This window comes from Acinetobacter sp. ANC_7503 (assembly GCF_056780035.1).
The window spans coordinates 490,355-506,005 of the sequence record NZ_JBWYJA010000001.1; the positions used below are offsets into that span (position 1 = coordinate 490,355).

The window sequence follows — 15,651 nt, forward strand, 5'->3', positions numbered from 1 at the left end:
GTCATTATTGTTCTCAAATCATCACATAGGAGTACGCCGAACTTATATCGACCTAATCGGTACATGTTGTGCAAAATCATTCAATATGAATTTATAAGATAAACAATTAATTTTATATTTATTTAAAGAATATAGATAAAACTTATAATAATCACCGTTTTCCATAAACGGATGATTTAATCATTCAGGCATACTTATATGAATCATTTTATAAATCTCTCAGAAAATAAAGTCCATCAAGATAAAATTAAATTTATTTTATCTGAAGCAAAAAAAAATGTAGAAGATCATACACTCCTCTTTGCAGGCTCTTTAAAACCCCAAGATGCGTGGCTTTTATTTCAATCCCAGCAAGCGATCATTATTGATGTCAGAACACATGAAGAGCGAAAATTCGTAGGTTATGTCGAACATTCAGAACATATTCCTTGGCTGACAGGCATCTCACTTGAACGTAACCCAGAGTTTTTAGAGAAGTTACAATCTTTTGTTAATGTATATGATATCATTTTGCTCATGTGCCGTAGTGGAAAGCGCTCCGCGGCAGCAGCGAGTGTGGCGTATAATGCTGGTTTCACAAACGTATATAATATCGATCAAGGTTTTGAAGGTGATTTAGATCCCAACTCCCATCGTGGTACTTACAATGGCTGGCGATTTCACAATCTGCCATGGGTACAAGAGTAAAATTGATTCGCTCAACTTACATAAAAAAAGCAACCTTAAGGTTGCTTTTTTCAACTCGATAAAATCAAGCTTCGGCTTCAATGATTTCAAAATCATGTGTAATTTCAACACCGCCATCTGAAAGCATTTTACTTGCTGAGCAATATTTTTCTGCAGATAGCTCAACCGCTTTAGCAACTTGCTTTTCTTTAACTGCTTTTCCTGTAACCACAAAATGCAAATGTATCTTCGTGAAAACCGCGGGAATTGTGTCTGCCCTCTCGGCTTTCAACTGACATTGAACACCCATCACATCTTGTCTAGATTTTTTTAATATGGTCACAATATCAAACGAAGCACACCCACCAAGCCCCATTAATATAAGTTCCATCGGACGTGGACCACGGTTTTCACCACCGTAAGCTTCAGCACCATCCATGATAATTTGGTGACCGCTTTCAGATTTTGCTTCAAAAGCAACATTCTCTAACCAATGTACGCTAGTATGCATTGCAACTACCTAAAAAAAACTATAAATTTACTTAGGACTGTACACTAGCATATATTGAGCTGATAAGGAATTTCACCTCTTATGCTTCACGTGGCAAGTTTATTTAGGTCTAAAGATCTAGTTACTATCCAAATCGGAATTTAAAAAGCATGACTTCTAATTTTTCACAACTTAGTACAGATGCTTTGTCGCCAGGTCAATTACCTGAATCTGTCAAAGCTTTGCTCAAGCGTGCGCACATCAATAGATTTCCAAAACGAACTTCAATTATTGATGCGGGCTCAGAGTCGAAATCTCTGTATCTAATTTTAAAAGGGTCGGTTTCAATTATTTTACGTGAAGATGATGAACGTGAAATTGTGGTAGCCTATTTAAACCCAGGGGACTTTTTTGGAGAGATGGGATTATTTGAAAGTAATCCTCAGCGTACTGCAGAAGTACGTACACGTGATGTATGTGAGATTGCTGAAATTTCATATGCTAACTTCCATGAAGTAAGTAAGCAGTATCCAGATCTTAGCTATGCGGTGTTCGCACAGCTTGTTCGTCGCTTAAAAAATACAACTCGAAAAGTAACTGACCTAGCATTTATTGATGTATCGGGTCGTATTGCACGTTGTTTAATCGACTTGTCAGCTCAACCTGAAGCAATGATTCTTCCAAATGGACGCCAAATTCGTATTACTCGTCAAGAAATTGGTCGTATTGTAGGTTGTTCACGTGAAATGGTTGGTCGTGTTCTTAAAACACTTGAAGAACAAGGCATGATTGAAACTGATGGTAAAGCTATCTTAATTTTTGATTCATCATTAGAAGCAGTAAATTCTGTTGAAGAAGACTTTGACAACAATGATGATGAATAAATTTTCATCTGATCTACATTCAAAAAAGCAAATCTGACGATTTGCTTTTTTATTGCCTTTTTTCTGAAAACTTTCGAATTTATTTTACATACGTTTTGAATCTTAGATTAGGTATGATTTCAATATATCAACTTAAAAAATACAGCAAGGATGTTGAGCATGAAATTTAATCGACTTGGGCAAACAGATATACACGTTCCCGAAATTTGTTTAGGAACAATGACCTTTGGTGAGCAAAATAGCCAGTCCGAGGCTTTCCAACAACTGGAATATGCACTCGAGCGGGGGTTAAATTTTTGGGATACTGCAGAGATGTACCCAGTACCTCCTAAAGTCGAAACTCAAGGCGCGACGGAAGAAATTATCGGCAATTGGATTCAGCAGCGCGGCCAACGTGATCAACTTTTTCTTGCTTCAAAAATTGCAGGTCCAGGCCAAGGTGGTAGCAATATTAGAGGCGGCACAACTCGCTATACTGCCAGCGACATCAGCTCAGCCTTAGACTCAAATCTTAGACGCTTAAAAACTGACTATATTGATCTTTATCAGCTGCATTGGCCTCAACGCCCAACCAATATGTTTGGTCAATTGGGTTATACCAATCACCATGCTCACAGTACACTAGATATCACACCACTCGAGGAAACCTTATCTGCCCTTCAAGCGGAAATTAATAGAGGTAGAATTCGTTATATCGGACTCTCCAATGAGACACCATGGGGAACCATGAAATTTCTACATTTAGCTGAAAAGTTAGGGCTGTCTAAATTTGTTTCTGTACAAAACCCCTATAACTTATTAAATCGTACCTATGAAATCGGCATGTCGGAGATTGCTAAATTTGAAGGCATCGGTTTACTGGCCTATTCACCGCTCGCTTTTGGCTATTTAACAGGAAAATTTAGACATGGTGCGAGACCTGCAAATGCCAGAGTCACCTTATACTCTAGATTTGTGCGTTATAGTAATCCTGAAAGTGAATGGGCAACTGAACAATACGCCCTCTTAGCAGAAAAACATGGACTGACATTAACGCAATTGGCGTTAGCTTTCATTAAGCAGCAGTTCTTCGTGACCAGCACAATCATTGGTGCAACCGATTTAAATCAACTCAAAGAGAATATTGATGCTTTTAATGTGTCATTGTCAGCAGAAATACTTCAGGAAATTGAGATCATCCATAAACAACAGCCAAATCCAGCACCTTAAGTGTCTAATAAATTCGATTTCAATACATTTGAATCAAAGCCATACTGTGATAACAATTTACTAAGTGGTGAATATAAAAAAAAGGATGCTAACGCATCCTTTTTTAGCTTTATTCTTTTAACGGCGACTTTGGTTATAAATCGCTTGAGCTGCAGGTAAGTTTTTACGCATCGCCTCAATTCGTTGAGCATTTGAAGGGTGTGTTGATAAGAAAGATGCATTGCCACCATTACTTGCTTTAGCCATTTTCTCCCATAATGTAATCGCTGCTTGTGGGTTATAACCAGCTCGAGCCATTAACATTAATCCACCCTGATCAGCACGGCTCTCCAAGTTACGTGAATAAGGCAACCCTACACCCAGTTGAGAACCAATTTGTGCAACTGCTGCGCCACCTTGACCTACCCCAGCTGCACTTAAACCAACACCTAAAGCCAAGTCAGTTAAAGCTTGAGCACCCAATTTACTTTTTGCATGCTCTTCCAAAGCATGGATCATTTCATGTCCCATGATGGCCGCAATTTCAGCATCTGTTAAATTTAAACGTTCCACAATACCTGTATAAAAAACAACTTTACCACCCGGCATGACAGAAGCATTTAATTCACTTGATTTAATTACAGATACCTGCCATTGGAATGGCTGACCCGTTTGATTCATTTGATCAGCATATGGACGCAAACGATTGTAGACATTGGTAATACGCTTATAGGTATTTGAGCTTGTATCCAATAAGCCCTTGCTGCGAGCTGTATCAATGGCTTGCGAGTAACTTTGTGCAGCAGCTGCATTTAATGTCGCTGAGTCCGCACCCGCCATATCCGCAAATGTTGTACACCCTGAAATCGAGATCACCGCAGATGCTGTAAGACCGAGCAATAATTTGTTCTTCATTATAATGTTCCAATCTACTTGAAAGTACTTGTTCATAATTATAGACAAACTCAACTAAGCTTAATATCTCATTTTTCTTCACTTTTTTATTTGTTATGTAATTTAGTAAACAAATTGATAGCTGATCCAAAAGACCAAACAAAAAATATTAAGCACGAGATAGGTTTGACTCCACGGTTTTAAACGAGTTTCAAGCTTCTCATCTTTACGTTTAAAAAATAAATAGGTGTTCTGAATTAAAATAATAGGGACCAATATGCAAGCGATCATAATCGACAGCCCAATAAAGACTTGGTAGACCACATCTTCGGCTACTGTTTGAGATCGAATTATCATCATCGCAATCGTGGGTGCCCCCCCCATTGCAAATAACAACGAATAAAACATTGTTCCAGAAATATTTTTATGCATCCTGCACACTCTATTATTTTATACATTCGATTTTAACAATCTCTAAGATTCAGCACAGCCAATTTTTATACAACTTTGGTCGTTGTTTAGATCAAAAAAAGCCCTGTGATATCACAGGGCTTTTTTAAAACTTTTAATTAAGCTTCAAACGGGTGACGAAGAATAATCGTTTCATCACGGTCTGGACCAGTTGATACGATGTCGATTGGACATTCGATTAACTGTTCAAGTCGCTTAATATAGTTGATTGCTGCTTCTGGCAATTGGTCTAAAGATTTAGCACCAAAAGTAGACTCAGTCCAACCAGGCATTGTTTCGTAAATTGGTTTTAAAGTTTCAAATGCAAGTGCATCAGAAGAACCTACGCAGCCCGAATCTGCAGCTTCATAACCTACACAGATTTTGATTTCTTCTAAACCATCAAGAACGTCAAGTTTAGTCAAGCAAATACCCGAAAGTGAGTTTACTTCTACTGAACGACGAAGGATTTCAGCATCGAACCAACCACAGCGACGTTGGCGACCAGTAGATGCGCCAAATTCTGAACCTACAGTACCAAGGTGCTTACCAATTGCATCACCAACATCGTTTGCAGCATCATAAACCAACTCAGTTGGGAATGGACCTGCACCTACGCGAGTTGTATAAGCTTTGGTAATACCCAATACATAGTCAAGGTGTAATGGACCAAGACCAGAACCAGAACTCACACCACCAGCAGTCGTATTTGAAGATGTTACGTATGGATAAGTACCATGGTCAACATCAAGAAGTGAGCCTTGAGCACCTTCAAACATGATGTTGTCACCGTTCTTACGATATTTATGCAATTCGCCAGTAACATCAACAACCAGTGGAGCAACAACTTCACGCCATTGATCACATAACGCAAGCACGTCTTCAAGCTTAACCGCTTCTACACCGTAGAATTGTGTTAATTGGAAGTTATGGTATTCAAGTAACTCTTCAAGCAATGCTTTAAGATGATCACCACCACGCACTAAATCAGCGACACGAACCGCACGACGTGCAACTTTATCCTCATACGCTGGACCAATACCACGACCTGTTGTACCAATCTTGGCATTCCCACGTTTTTTCTCACGTGCTTGGTCTAATGCAATATGGTTTGGCAAAATTAATGGACAGTTTGGAGAAATACGTAAACGTTCTTTAACTGGCACACCTTGCTCTTCAAGAATCGTCATCTCTTTGATTAACGCTTCAGGAGAAAGCACTACACCGTTACCAATTAAGCAAAGTACGTTTTCACGTAAAATACCAGATGGAATGAGGTGTAAAACAGTTTTCTTACCACCTACGACGAGAGTATGACCTGCATTGTGTCCACCTTGATAGCGAACAACTGCAGCCGCTTGATCTGTGAGCAGGTCAACGATTTTACCTTTACCTTCGTCGCCCCATTGGGTACCAAGTACCACAACATTCTTGCCCATAATAGCCTCATTGCATCATGCTGTTAAAATTGAAGAACATGATTTGAAATTTAGTATTCAAATCAGGTGATTAAATCTGTTCGAGTTTCCACTCACCCGCTTGATTCACCAACTGGTGAGTCGCGTTAGGTACTGAATTCAACTCATCTTGACCAAGCAACTGCACAACGCTTTTGCCTTGATCACGTAATCCTTGAATTGCTTTGACTAGGTCAGCATTATTGCCCTTAGGTGCAACGATTACTTCCAATGCTTTAAATTGACCAGCGCTTAAAGCGTATAAGTCACATGAAAAGCCAGTTGCTGGACGTGCACGACCAAAATGCTCACCAATACCATCATAACGTCCACCTTGAGCTAATGGTGCAGCACGATTTGGTGCATACACTGCATACATTAAGCCAGTGTGATAGTGATATGAACGAAGCTCTACAACATCGATACCAATATGCAGATTTGGCCAACGTTGCTGAATCGCATCTTGTGTGCTTTGAACTGCATTAAATGCTTCTTGGAATGCCGAATCTTCTAAGATTTCTTGGCTTAAATGTGATTTTAAAGCGACTAAATCACTTGCATAACGACCAAGCGCATAAAAATCAGAGCCGAATTTAAGTTGTTGCGTATATTCAGCAAGCTCTGGTAATGCTTTACGCTGATATAAATCAGATAGATGCGACTCTGTAGCTTTGTTCAATCCTGCATGTTTAACTAAGCTACGGAATAGACCAACGTGTCCAATATCTAAATGGATCGCCTCAGTTACACCTGTATTTTTTAATAATTCCAACATGACATCGATCATTTCGACGTCAGCATCGATACTGTCTGAACCAAACAACTCAGCACCGAGCTGTAAAGGCGCACGTGTGGTATTGAAACCTTGTGGTTTGGTATGAAGTACCGTTCCAGCGTAGCAATAGCGTGCAACACCTTCAACTGGATACACGTGTGCATCAATACGCGCCACCTGAGGCGTCATATCTGCACGCACACCAAGTAAACGACCTGAAAGTTGATCGATTACTTTAAATGTGGCTAAGTCTAAATCTTGATTCGATTCTGAAAGAGAAGATAGAGATTCGATGTATTCAATAAATGGCGTGTACACCAATTGATAACCTCGAGCTGCGAGGAAATCTAACGCGGTACGACGCAAAGTTTCAATAACTTGCGCTTGCTCTGGTAATACATCAGCTACACCATCAGGTAATAACCATGTCTCTGAAATGGGCATGTTGTAAACCTAAATTCTGTCAGCGCGGAACAAATCCGCATAAAAAAATCGGGAACACACCCGATTTCTCCTAGTCTATCACGATCAACCCCCATGTGCATCAGACTTTTAAATAATTAAATCGGAATTTTAGATTATTCATAAGCTTCGATTGGTAATTCTGAACGCACTAGCAGTTGATCTATGTTATAGACATAAGCCTTTATAAAAGACACAGCATTTCAGTTTCATGACTGATCTGGAAATGAATGACATAAATCCAGTAAACGATTGGTATATCCCCATTCATTATCATACCAAGCATAGACTTTAGCTTGCTTCCCGACCACCATGGTTTGAGTTAAATCAACAATGAGTGAAAACGGAGAATGATTAAAGTCAGATGATACTAAAGGCTCATCTGTTACCGACATAATTTCCGAAAATTGCTCTCGTGCTGCTGAAATTAACGCTTCATTTAACTGATGGTCTGTAATTGACTGTTGCGCTATAAATGTCAAATCAATAGCTGCCACATTAATAGTAGGAACACGAATTGAGTAACCGTCTATTCGCCCTTCCATTTTTGGCATGACACGTTTGATTGCACCTAGAGCAGATGAAGTCGTTGGAATAATGTTTTGCCCAGATGCCCTCGCACGACGTAAATCGCGGTGAACATGATCTAAAACGGATTGATCCGCTGTAACAGCATGAATTTCTGTCATTAACGCACTTTCTATGCCAAAGGCATCGTCAATAATTTTGACCAGAGGAACCAATGCTTGTGTCGTACATGAAACACTCGAAATAATCTGATCCGTAGTTTTAACCTCTGTATGATTTACCCCGTAGACAATTGCAGCATCAACCGTATCAAAAGGTGCAGCCCCAATTATCACACGTTGAGCGCCAGCATTGAGATGGCGTGTCGCTTCTGCTCGAGATCTAAATAAACCAGTACACTCTAAAACAACATCAACGTTTAAACGCTTCCATGGCAGTTGATCAGGTTCTGTTTGACAGTGGACTTCAATAGATAATTTTTTTTGATAGGCATAAATATTGAGAAATACTTGCTCTGCAACATAACTCAACTCCACTTCCCCATGAAATCTTCCATGTGTGGTGTCATATTTAAATAAATGAATTAAAGTTTCTACATCAGCCACATCATTAATCGCAACGATTTCAAAATTGAATTGTTTTGGATTTTCAAACCAAGCTCTTAAAACATTTCGCCCGATTCGTCCAAATCCATTAATTGCGATACGCTGCATATGTAACCTTCAACTCTTTAATACAAGTTCTTGAAAGCTCTATGTTAAAGTATTTCTAAAATATTCAGTAATAAATAATGGTCTTATGACTACTCAATATTTTTGATTGATCTTCGTGCGAGATACACTGCTTAAGCATTTGAAAATGATCTCAACACCAATAATGATTAAAATTTCACCTAAAATCAGAATTAAAGAGAATTGTCATTAAAACACTTTAAAATCATTGGTACAGGTGGCAAATTCCGTTATAATTTGGCGTTTTTAAACTTTTAGCCCGGTATGCTGGGGTGAATTTTTTTGTGAATTCGCACTTTATTTCCCAGACATATTATTTGCCAATACAGAATTAATGGAGTGACTTGGTTGTGAGTACTCGTTTTATGACATCAGCTGAAATTCGTGAAGCATTTTTGCGTTACTTTGAATCGCAAGGCCACACACGTGTCGCGTCGAGTTCTCTAGTTCCTGCCAACGACCCAACTTTGCTCTTTACAAATGCTGGTATGAACCAGTTCAAAGATTGCTTCTTAGGCCTAGAAAAACGAGATTATGTACGTGCAGTGTCATCACAAAAATGTGTTCGTGCTGGCGGTAAACATAACGACTTAGATAACGTGGGCTACACAGCTCGTCACCATACGTTTTTTGAAATGTTAGGTAACTTCTCTTTCGGAGATTACTTTAAACGTGACGCGATTAAATTCGCTTGGGATTTCTTAACCAATGAAAAATGGTTAGGTCTACCTAAAGACAAATTATATGCAACGGTTTATCACACTGATGATGAAGCATTCGACATCTGGAACAAAGAAATCGGTCTAGATGAGTCTCGCATTATCCGTATCGGCGACAACAAAGGCGGTCAATACGCTTCAGATAACTTCTGGGCAATGGGCGATACAGGTCCTTGTGGTCCATGTTCTGAAATTTTCTATGACCATGGCGATCACATTTGGGGCGGCTTACCAGGCACACCTGAAGAAGATGGCGACCGCTTCATCGAAATTTGGAACAACGTATTCATGCAGTTTAACCGTACTGCTGATGGCGTACTCCATCCGCTTCCTGCTCCGTCTGTCGATACAGGTATGGGCTTAGAGCGTATTTCTGCTGTTTTACAACACGTCAACTCAAACTACGAAATTGATCTATTCCAACACCTATTAAAAGCTGCAGCTGAAATTATTGGTTTAGATACTGCTGAACTTGAAGCGAAAGCGCAAGCGGAAGGCAAACCAGTTGAATACCCAGCATCACTTAAAGTCGTTGCCGACCATGCACGCTCGTGCTCATTCCTAATCGCTGATGGCGTAAACCCATCAAATGAAGGGCGTGGCTACGTTCTACGTCGTATCATCCGTCGTGCAGTTCGTCATGGTAACAAGTTGGGTGCGACAGGTTCATTCTTCCACAAAATGTTAAAGCCTTTAATTAAGGTGATGGGCGCTGCCTATCCTGAACTTGAAGCACAACAAGCGCGTATCGAAGCGCAACTTTTAAAAGAAGAAGAGCAATTTGCTAAAACCTTAGAACAAGGTTTGAAATTGCTTGAGGGCGAACTTGCGAACTTAAAAGGTTCTGTAATTCCAGGCGAAGTAGTATTCAAACTTTACGACACGTACGGCTTCCCAACTGACTTAACGGCTGACATCGCACGTGAACGTGATTTAACGATTGACGAAGCTGGTTTTGAAAAAGAAATGGCTGCTCAACGTCAACGTGCACGTGATGCGGGTAAATTCGCAATCGACTACAACAACGTTGTAAAAGTTGAAGGCGAAACTCAGTTTGACGGCTACGATGCAACTGCTGGTGAGGGTCAAATCATCGCAATCTATAAGGATGGCGAACAAGTTGATGAAGTCGTTGAAGGTGATGAAGCTTTAATCGTTCTAAACCAAACACCTTTCTATGCAGAAAGCGGTGGTCAAATTGGTGATACAGGTATCTTTAAAAACGATACAGGTATTTTCGAAGTTCAAGACACGAAAAAATCTGGTGGTGCGTTCGTTCACCAAGGTATCGTGACCATGGGTAACTTTAAAGTTACTCAAAATGTAGAAGCAACAGTTAAAGCAGACATTCGTGCAGCAACAGCACGTAACCACTCTGCGACTCACCTTCTACATGCTGCACTTCGTCAAATCTTGGGTTCACATGTTCAACAAAAAGGTTCATTGGTTGCTTCTGACGTGTTACGTTTCGACTTTGCCAATGATCAACCCGTGACATTTGAACAGATTCAAGAAATTGAACGTCTGGTAAATGCTGAAGTGATTGCCAATACGCCTGTAACAACCGAACTCCTTGACATCGAATCTGCAAAAGCTAAAGGTGCGATGATGTTGTTTGGTGAGAAATATGGCGAAGAAGTTCGCGTACTTTCTATGGGTTCAATCATTGAAGAGAAAAACTTCTCGATCGAACTTTGTGGCGGTATTCACGTAAAACGTACAGGTGACATTGGTCTGTTCAAAATCACTTCTGAAGGCGGTGTTGCTGCAGGTGTACGTCGTATTGAGGCAGTTACAGGTACGAAAGCAATTGAGGTGGCTCAAAAAGCTGATCGAGACATCAACACGATTAATGGCTTATTGAAAGCACAAAAAGATCAAACGATTGAGAAAGTTGAAGCCTTAGCGGACACAGCATCAAGCTTACAAAAGCAAATTGATCAATTGAATCAAAAACTTGCACATTTACAGGCGGCTGAACTACTTAGCCAAGTTAAGGAAATTGCAGGTCGCAAAACGTTAATCACGACTGTTCAAGGTATGGATGCGAAATCACTTCGCAATCTACACGACGGCGTGAAATCAAAATTAGAAAATGCTGTGATTGTCCTTGCAGGTGTAGAGGGTGACAAGGTGAGCTTGATCGCATCTGTAGCTAAAGACTTCACAGCTTCTATAAAAGCAGGTGACATCATCAAACACTTAGCAACTGAGCTAGGTGGTAAAGGTGGTGGTAAGCCTGATTTGGCACAAGGTGGCGCGCCACTTAACGAGAAGTTTGCTTCTGTCATGGCAGAATTAACTGCTTGGCTAGCTGCAAAATAAAACTTCACCTTTTGTGTAACTGACCTTGAACAACTCTTCAAGGTCATGGTTTATATGGAACAACTATGGCATTAATCGTTCAAAAATATGGCGGTACTTCAATGGGTACTCCTGAGCGCATTTTAAATGTTGCTCGTCGTGTAAAGCGTTGGCATGATCACGGCCACAAGGTTGTGGTTGTTGTATCAGCAATGAGTGGTGAAACTAATCGCCTACTCGCTTTAGCGAAAGCCATTACCGACACCCCTGACCCACGAGAATTAGACCAAATGGTTTCAACGGGTGAACAGGTAACGATTTCAATGTTAGCAATGGCACTGAACTCTATCGGTGTGGAAGCGAAATCTTTGACTGGACGCCAAGTTGGTATTAAAACTGACAGCTCATTCACAAAAGCACGTATTGAATCAATTGATACAGATGTCATGACTGAACAATTAGATGCTGGTCGTGTCATCGTTGTTGCAGGTTTCCAAGGTTTTGATGCTAATGGAAACACAACAACTTTGGGTCGTGGTGGTTCTGATACTTCTGGTGTTGCATTAGCAGCTGCACTCAAAGCGGATGAATGCCAAATTTATACAGATGTGGATGGTGTATATACAACAGATCCACGTGTTGCACCAAAAGCGAAAAAAGTTGATCGTATTTCTTTTGAAGAAATGCTCGAAATGGCTTCTCTTGGTTCTAAAGTTTTACAGATACGTTCTGTTGAGTTCGCGGGTAAATATCAAGTCCCTTTACGCGTACTCTCTAGCTTCGACAATGAAAATGATGGCGCATTTGACGAAGAATTCAAAAACAACGTCGGAACACTTATCACTACTGAATTGGAAGACAACATGGAACAGCCAATTATCTCTGGTATCGCATTTAACCGTGACGAAGCTAAATTAACTATCTTAGGTGTGCCTGATCTTCCTGGTATTGCATCTAAAATTTTAAAACCGATTGGTGATGCTAATATCGAAGTGGATATGATCATCCAAAACGTTGAAGAAGATGGTACAACTGACTTCACATTCACAGTCAATCGTGGCGAACTTGCTAAAGCTAAAAAAATTCTTGAAGAAACTGCTCAAGCAATCGGTGCTCGTGAAGTTGCAACACGTGATGATATTGTAAAAGTATCTATCGTAGGTGTTGGTATGCGCTCTCATGCTGGTGTTGCAAGTAAAATGTTTACAGCACTTGCTGATGAAGGCATCAATATCCTGATGATTTCAACTTCTGAAATCAAAATCTCTGTTATTATTGAAGAAAATTATTTAGAGCTTGCTGTTCGCTCACTTCACACTGCGTTTGGTCTTGACCGCGAACATGGTGAGTCTAGCGCACGTGCTTAATTTTCTGCCATGAGTTAGCAGAAACAATGCATACTTGATGAAGAAATATTCAGAGCCACTATAGTTTTTCCTATAGTGGCTCTGTTATATTAGGTCTAGAGGTTTATGGGATAATTTCAATAGTCCTGTGCGAATGGTTAAATTCGTCACATTTATCTATTAAAATATTTCGTGGTGCCGAGGTTGTTATTTTCATTTTTGAAAAAACTATCGCAGGTTTAGCGTTTAAGCAAGGAGATAAACATGCTGATTCTCACCCGTCGTGTTGGTGAAACATTAATGATTGGGGATCAAGTCAGTGTCACTGTACTTGGTGTAAAAGGTAACCAAGTGCGAATTGGTGTGAATGCGCCTAAAGAAGTATCTGTACATCGTGAAGAAATCTATCAACGAATTCAGCATGAACGTGCGATGCATGAGCACTTGCAACATCTTGACCAAGATTACCAACCTTCTTACGAAGAAGAGAATTACACTCAAAATGATTTCAATCGTTGATTAGAAATGATTTTGTGACTAAAGCGGCTAAATTTAGCCGCTTTAAATTTTTGGTGTTTAAGCTGTTTAAAGTCCCAATGATTTGCGTACTGGACCAAAACTACGCCTGTGCTCTTCAACCACGCCAAACTGTGCAATAGCTTCAAAATGAGCTTTGGTCGGGTAGCCTTTATGTTTTGCAAAACCAAACTGAGGATATTTAGCATCAAGTTCTAACATTTGATGATCACGTGTCACCTTAGCCAGGATACTGGCAGCAGAAATTTCTGGATGTAATGCATCTCCTCCAACTACAGCATCACAACTCATACTCAATCCTTGGGGAATTTTATTACCATCAACCAATACATGTTGTGGTTGCACAGTCAATTGTTCAACGGCACGACGCATTGCCAACAACGAAGCATTCAATATATTGAGTTCATCAATTTCGTGATGACTCGCTTCAGCGATAGCCCAAGCTAGTGCTTTTTCTTTGATCTCTATAAATAATTTTTCACGTTTCTTTTCACTGAGTTTTTTAGAATCATTTAACCCAAGAATCGGATTGTTAGGATCCAAAATTACAGCAGCCGCAACGACCGATCCCACCAGTGGACCGCGCCCTGCTTCATCAGCACCAGCAATCAACATCATTTTCCTAATTTATCCTTAAAAAAATAGGCCGATCAAAATCAGCCTATTCATATATCTTTAAAATTAACGTACAGCTTCAGCTACACATTCATTAATAGTTTTAGTCACGATATTGCTGACGATTGTTGCACGTGCTGTTGGATCAATCGCTGCTGTAGCCAAATCAACCGTAGTTACGCTTTGAGGAGCTTTTTCACTTACACATCCACAAATTTCACCTTGGATATTTTCTTTCTGCTCTGCAGTCATTAATTTCGTTGCAGTTTTCCAAGCAGAAATATTGTTCAATTCAGTTGTGCATTTTGCATTGATCGCAATTTTAAGTGCAGCCGAACCTAACTGTTGAGTGGTATTTGCGGCAGGTGATGATGTCCCTGTTGTACCTGTAGCACAAGCTCCGAGCACTAATGTCATTGGTGCGAGTAAAGCGATTAATTTTTTCACAGTATTGTCCTTATCATCTTACGAATTGAGCTATTTTGCCTAATGTAACATCATGAAGAAATAGATTTTTTGTATTTCCCGACTATATGTTCAGTTATAAGTCGCATTCCGTTGCATATTTTCAACACTGTGTCCCATTTCAATACTTATAAATAATTTATGCTTAAATTATTATGTGCGAAATTCAATCATAAGTTTATATCATGAATAATAAATCCAAATATTACACACGTACAGCTCAAGTCTTGCATTGGGTCATGGCGATTATTTTTATCACGGCGTGGGCGATCGGCTTTTATAGCGGCAATTTTTTAAGTTATGAAGTAGATGGTAGCTTCAAAGGTGACGTCATCACGCTTCACAAAAATATTGCAACCACAATTATTTTTCTGGTCGTGGTTCGTATCTTTTGGCGCTACACTCATCCTGCACCCGAGTTACCAGAGACAATGTCTCCCCTCATGAAAAGACTCGCACATTTAGGGCATCTTGGACTTTATTTTATGCTTCTGGCTTTACCAATTACGGGTTGCTTATGGAGTTGGAGTCTCGGCTACCCTGCACCAGTATTATTCTTATTTGATCTACCCGCTTTAATAGGTGAGAATCCTCAAGTAACTGAAATTGTAAAACCACTTCATATTTGGATTTCTTGGGCTGCAGGTTTACTTTTACTCGGACATATTGCTGCGGCATTAAAGCATCACTTTATAGATAAAGATCATGTCTTAGACAGCATGACCAAACAACCTAAAGATTGATTGAGTACGGCTCTAAATTTATGAGTTAGATTTAGAGCTAATCACACATGCTTTTAGGCTATTCAACATGGCTTTTCGAATGACTTCTTGCTTGATATCTTCGTTAACTGTTGCTTTGACAAGTTCCTGAGCCGGAATATCTTTTAAAGCATGATTTGATACACAATCACAGGTTTCTAATTTTAATTTCTTTTTGTTTTCTTCATTCATTAAATATGTCGTTATTTTCCATATTTTTGAATGGTCGACTTCACGCTCACATTGATACTGGATGACAGGCTTTAATATACGCTGTGTCAATGTCGTATTTGCATTCGCGATAACTACGGGCAACATTAGCAGACTCAAGTAAAACAAAGACTTCAATTTCAACATCACATTCGGCTCTATTGTTTAA

General features: G+C 39.7%; 16 protein-coding genes. 7 read left to right on the plus strand and 9 right to left on the minus strand.

Features of this window, described 5'->3' with window-relative positions; genetic code table 11:
• Positions 1-198 precede the first annotated feature (198 nt).
• Positions 199-687 carry a rhodanese-like domain-containing protein gene (locus AC1M9M_RS02520; protein ID WP_092766120.1) on the plus strand — a complete coding sequence of 163 codons (489 nt, stop codon included), beginning with the start codon at positions 199-201 and terminating at the stop codon, positions 685-687.
• Positions 688-751: 64 nt separating this feature from the next.
• Here AC1M9M_RS02520 and AC1M9M_RS02525 read toward each other — a convergent pair whose 3' ends face one another.
• Positions 752-1,177 (minus strand): OsmC family protein, encoded by a 426-nt coding sequence (locus AC1M9M_RS02525; protein ID WP_180027588.1) that lies wholly within the window; start codon positions 1,175-1,177, stop codon positions 752-754.
• Between the two features lie 149 nt (positions 1,178-1,326).
• Here AC1M9M_RS02525 and crp point away from each other — a divergent pair, with 149 nt between their 5' ends.
• Positions 1,327-2,040: a cAMP-activated global transcriptional regulator CRP gene (crp, locus tag AC1M9M_RS02530; protein ID WP_035265881.1), complete on the plus strand. Its 714-nt coding sequence runs from the start codon at positions 1,327-1,329 to the stop codon at positions 2,038-2,040.
• A 159-nt stretch (positions 2,041-2,199) separates the two neighbouring features.
• A complete protein-coding gene (locus AC1M9M_RS02535; RefSeq protein WP_481595510.1) occupies positions 2,200-3,249 on the plus strand; it encodes an NADP(H)-dependent aldo-keto reductase in 1,050 nt (349 codons plus the stop codon).
• A 117-nt stretch (positions 3,250-3,366) separates the two neighbouring features.
• On the opposite strand, the gene AC1M9M_RS02540 is transcribed toward AC1M9M_RS02535, so the two are convergent.
• The 5 genes from AC1M9M_RS02540 to gap form a co-directional block, all read right to left on the minus strand.
• On the minus strand, positions 3,367-4,143 hold the full coding sequence (locus AC1M9M_RS02540; RefSeq protein WP_035265878.1) for a M48 family metallopeptidase: 777 nt from the start codon (positions 4,141-4,143) through the stop codon (positions 3,367-3,369).
• Between the two features lie 102 nt (positions 4,144-4,245).
• Positions 4,246-4,554: a hypothetical protein gene (locus AC1M9M_RS02545; RefSeq protein ID WP_180027584.1), complete on the minus strand. Its 309-nt coding sequence runs from the start codon at positions 4,552-4,554 to the stop codon at positions 4,246-4,248.
• A 137-nt stretch (positions 4,555-4,691) separates the two neighbouring features.
• The gene (locus AC1M9M_RS02550; RefSeq protein ID WP_035265875.1) at positions 4,692-6,011 is read right to left on the minus strand and encodes an adenylosuccinate synthase; all 1,320 of its coding nucleotides are present in this window, start codon (positions 6,009-6,011) and stop codon (positions 4,692-4,694) included.
• A gap of 70 nt (positions 6,012-6,081) precedes the next feature.
• Positions 6,082-7,248 (minus strand): ATP phosphoribosyltransferase regulatory subunit, encoded by a 1,167-nt coding sequence (locus AC1M9M_RS02555; RefSeq protein ID WP_179998348.1) that lies wholly within the window; start codon positions 7,246-7,248, stop codon positions 6,082-6,084.
• 227 nt (positions 7,249-7,475) lie between these two features.
• Complete coding sequence (gene gap, locus AC1M9M_RS02560; protein WP_481595511.1) at positions 7,476-8,507, minus strand: type I glyceraldehyde-3-phosphate dehydrogenase; 1,032 nt, start codon at positions 8,505-8,507, stop codon at positions 7,476-7,478.
• Positions 8,508-8,875: 368 nt separating this feature from the next.
• Here gap and alaS point away from each other — a divergent pair, with 368 nt between their 5' ends.
• The 3 genes from alaS to csrA all read left to right on the plus strand — a co-directional run bounded on the left by alaS (position 8,876) and on the right by csrA (position 13,413).
• Positions 8,876-11,569: an alanine--tRNA ligase gene (gene alaS / locus AC1M9M_RS02565; RefSeq protein WP_481595512.1), complete on the plus strand. Its 2,694-nt coding sequence runs from the start codon at positions 8,876-8,878 to the stop codon at positions 11,567-11,569.
• Between the two features lie 65 nt (positions 11,570-11,634).
• Entirely contained in the window at positions 11,635-12,915 is a 1,281-nt protein-coding gene (locus AC1M9M_RS02570) for an aspartate kinase (protein WP_092766113.1), read from the plus strand.
• A gap of 243 nt (positions 12,916-13,158) precedes the next feature.
• On the plus strand, positions 13,159-13,413 hold the full coding sequence (gene csrA, locus AC1M9M_RS02575) for a carbon storage regulator CsrA (protein ID WP_035265869.1): 255 nt from the start codon (positions 13,159-13,161) through the stop codon (positions 13,411-13,413).
• Positions 13,414-13,479: 66 nt separating this feature from the next.
• Here csrA and rnhB read toward each other — a convergent pair whose 3' ends face one another.
• Together rnhB and AC1M9M_RS02585 are read right to left on the minus strand one after the other, a co-directional pair.
• Entirely contained in the window at positions 13,480-14,046 is a 567-nt protein-coding gene (gene rnhB, locus AC1M9M_RS02580) for a ribonuclease HII (RefSeq protein WP_481595669.1), read from the minus strand.
• 66 nt (positions 14,047-14,112) lie between these two features.
• On the minus strand, positions 14,113-14,493 hold the full coding sequence (locus AC1M9M_RS02585; protein WP_180027580.1) for a hypothetical protein: 381 nt from the start codon (positions 14,491-14,493) through the stop codon (positions 14,113-14,115).
• Between the two features lie 203 nt (positions 14,494-14,696).
• Here AC1M9M_RS02585 and AC1M9M_RS02590 point away from each other — a divergent pair, with 203 nt between their 5' ends.
• The gene (locus AC1M9M_RS02590; protein WP_035265864.1) at positions 14,697-15,254 is read left to right on the plus strand and encodes a cytochrome b; all 558 of its coding nucleotides are present in this window, start codon (positions 14,697-14,699) and stop codon (positions 15,252-15,254) included.
• 18 nt (positions 15,255-15,272) lie between these two features.
• Here the strand turns inward: AC1M9M_RS02590 and AC1M9M_RS02595 are convergent, their stop codons facing one another.
• A complete protein-coding gene (locus AC1M9M_RS02595; protein ID WP_481595513.1) occupies positions 15,273-15,590 on the minus strand; it encodes a hypothetical protein in 318 nt (105 codons plus the stop codon).
• Positions 15,591-15,651 lie beyond the last annotated feature (61 nt).

Bases quoted from the DNA above. Each gene is read 5' to 3' on its own strand.
- AC1M9M_RS02525 (WP_180027588.1), bottom strand. From the start codon at position 1,177: ATGCATACTAGCGTACATTGGTTAGAGAATGTTGCTTTTGAAGCAAAA.
- AC1M9M_RS02540 (WP_035265878.1), bottom strand. From the start codon at position 4,143: ATGAAGAACAAATTATTGCTCGGTCTTACAGCATCTGCGGTGATCTCG.
- gap (WP_481595511.1), bottom strand. From the start codon at position 8,507: ATGCAGCGTATCGCAATTAATGGATTTGGACGAATCGGGCGAAATGTT.
- AC1M9M_RS02545 (WP_180027584.1), bottom strand. From the start codon at position 4,554: ATGCATAAAAATATTTCTGGAACAATGTTTTATTCGTTGTTATTTGCA.
- csrA (WP_035265869.1), top strand. From the start codon at position 13,159: ATGCTGATTCTCACCCGTCGTGTTGGTGAAACATTAATGATTGGGGAT.
- AC1M9M_RS02535 (WP_481595510.1), top strand. From the start codon at position 2,200: ATGAAATTTAATCGACTTGGGCAAACAGATATACACGTTCCCGAAATT.
- AC1M9M_RS02520 (WP_092766120.1), top strand. From the start codon at position 199: ATGAATCATTTTATAAATCTCTCAGAAAATAAAGTCCATCAAGATAAA.
- AC1M9M_RS02590 (WP_035265864.1), top strand. From the start codon at position 14,697: ATGAATAATAAATCCAAATATTACACACGTACAGCTCAAGTCTTGCAT.
- rnhB (WP_481595669.1), bottom strand. From the start codon at position 14,046: ATGTTGATTGCTGGTGCTGATGAAGCAGGGCGCGGTCCACTGGTGGGA.
- AC1M9M_RS02595 (WP_481595513.1), bottom strand. From the start codon at position 15,590: ATGTTGCCCGTAGTTATCGCGAATGCAAATACGACATTGACACAGCGT.
- AC1M9M_RS02550 (WP_035265875.1), bottom strand. From the start codon at position 6,011: ATGGGCAAGAATGTTGTGGTACTTGGTACCCAATGGGGCGACGAAGGT.
- AC1M9M_RS02555 (WP_179998348.1), bottom strand. From the start codon at position 7,248: ATGCCCATTTCAGAGACATGGTTATTACCTGATGGTGTAGCTGATGTA.
- AC1M9M_RS02570 (WP_092766113.1), top strand. From the start codon at position 11,635: ATGGCATTAATCGTTCAAAAATATGGCGGTACTTCAATGGGTACTCCT.
- crp (WP_035265881.1), top strand. From the start codon at position 1,327: ATGACTTCTAATTTTTCACAACTTAGTACAGATGCTTTGTCGCCAGGT.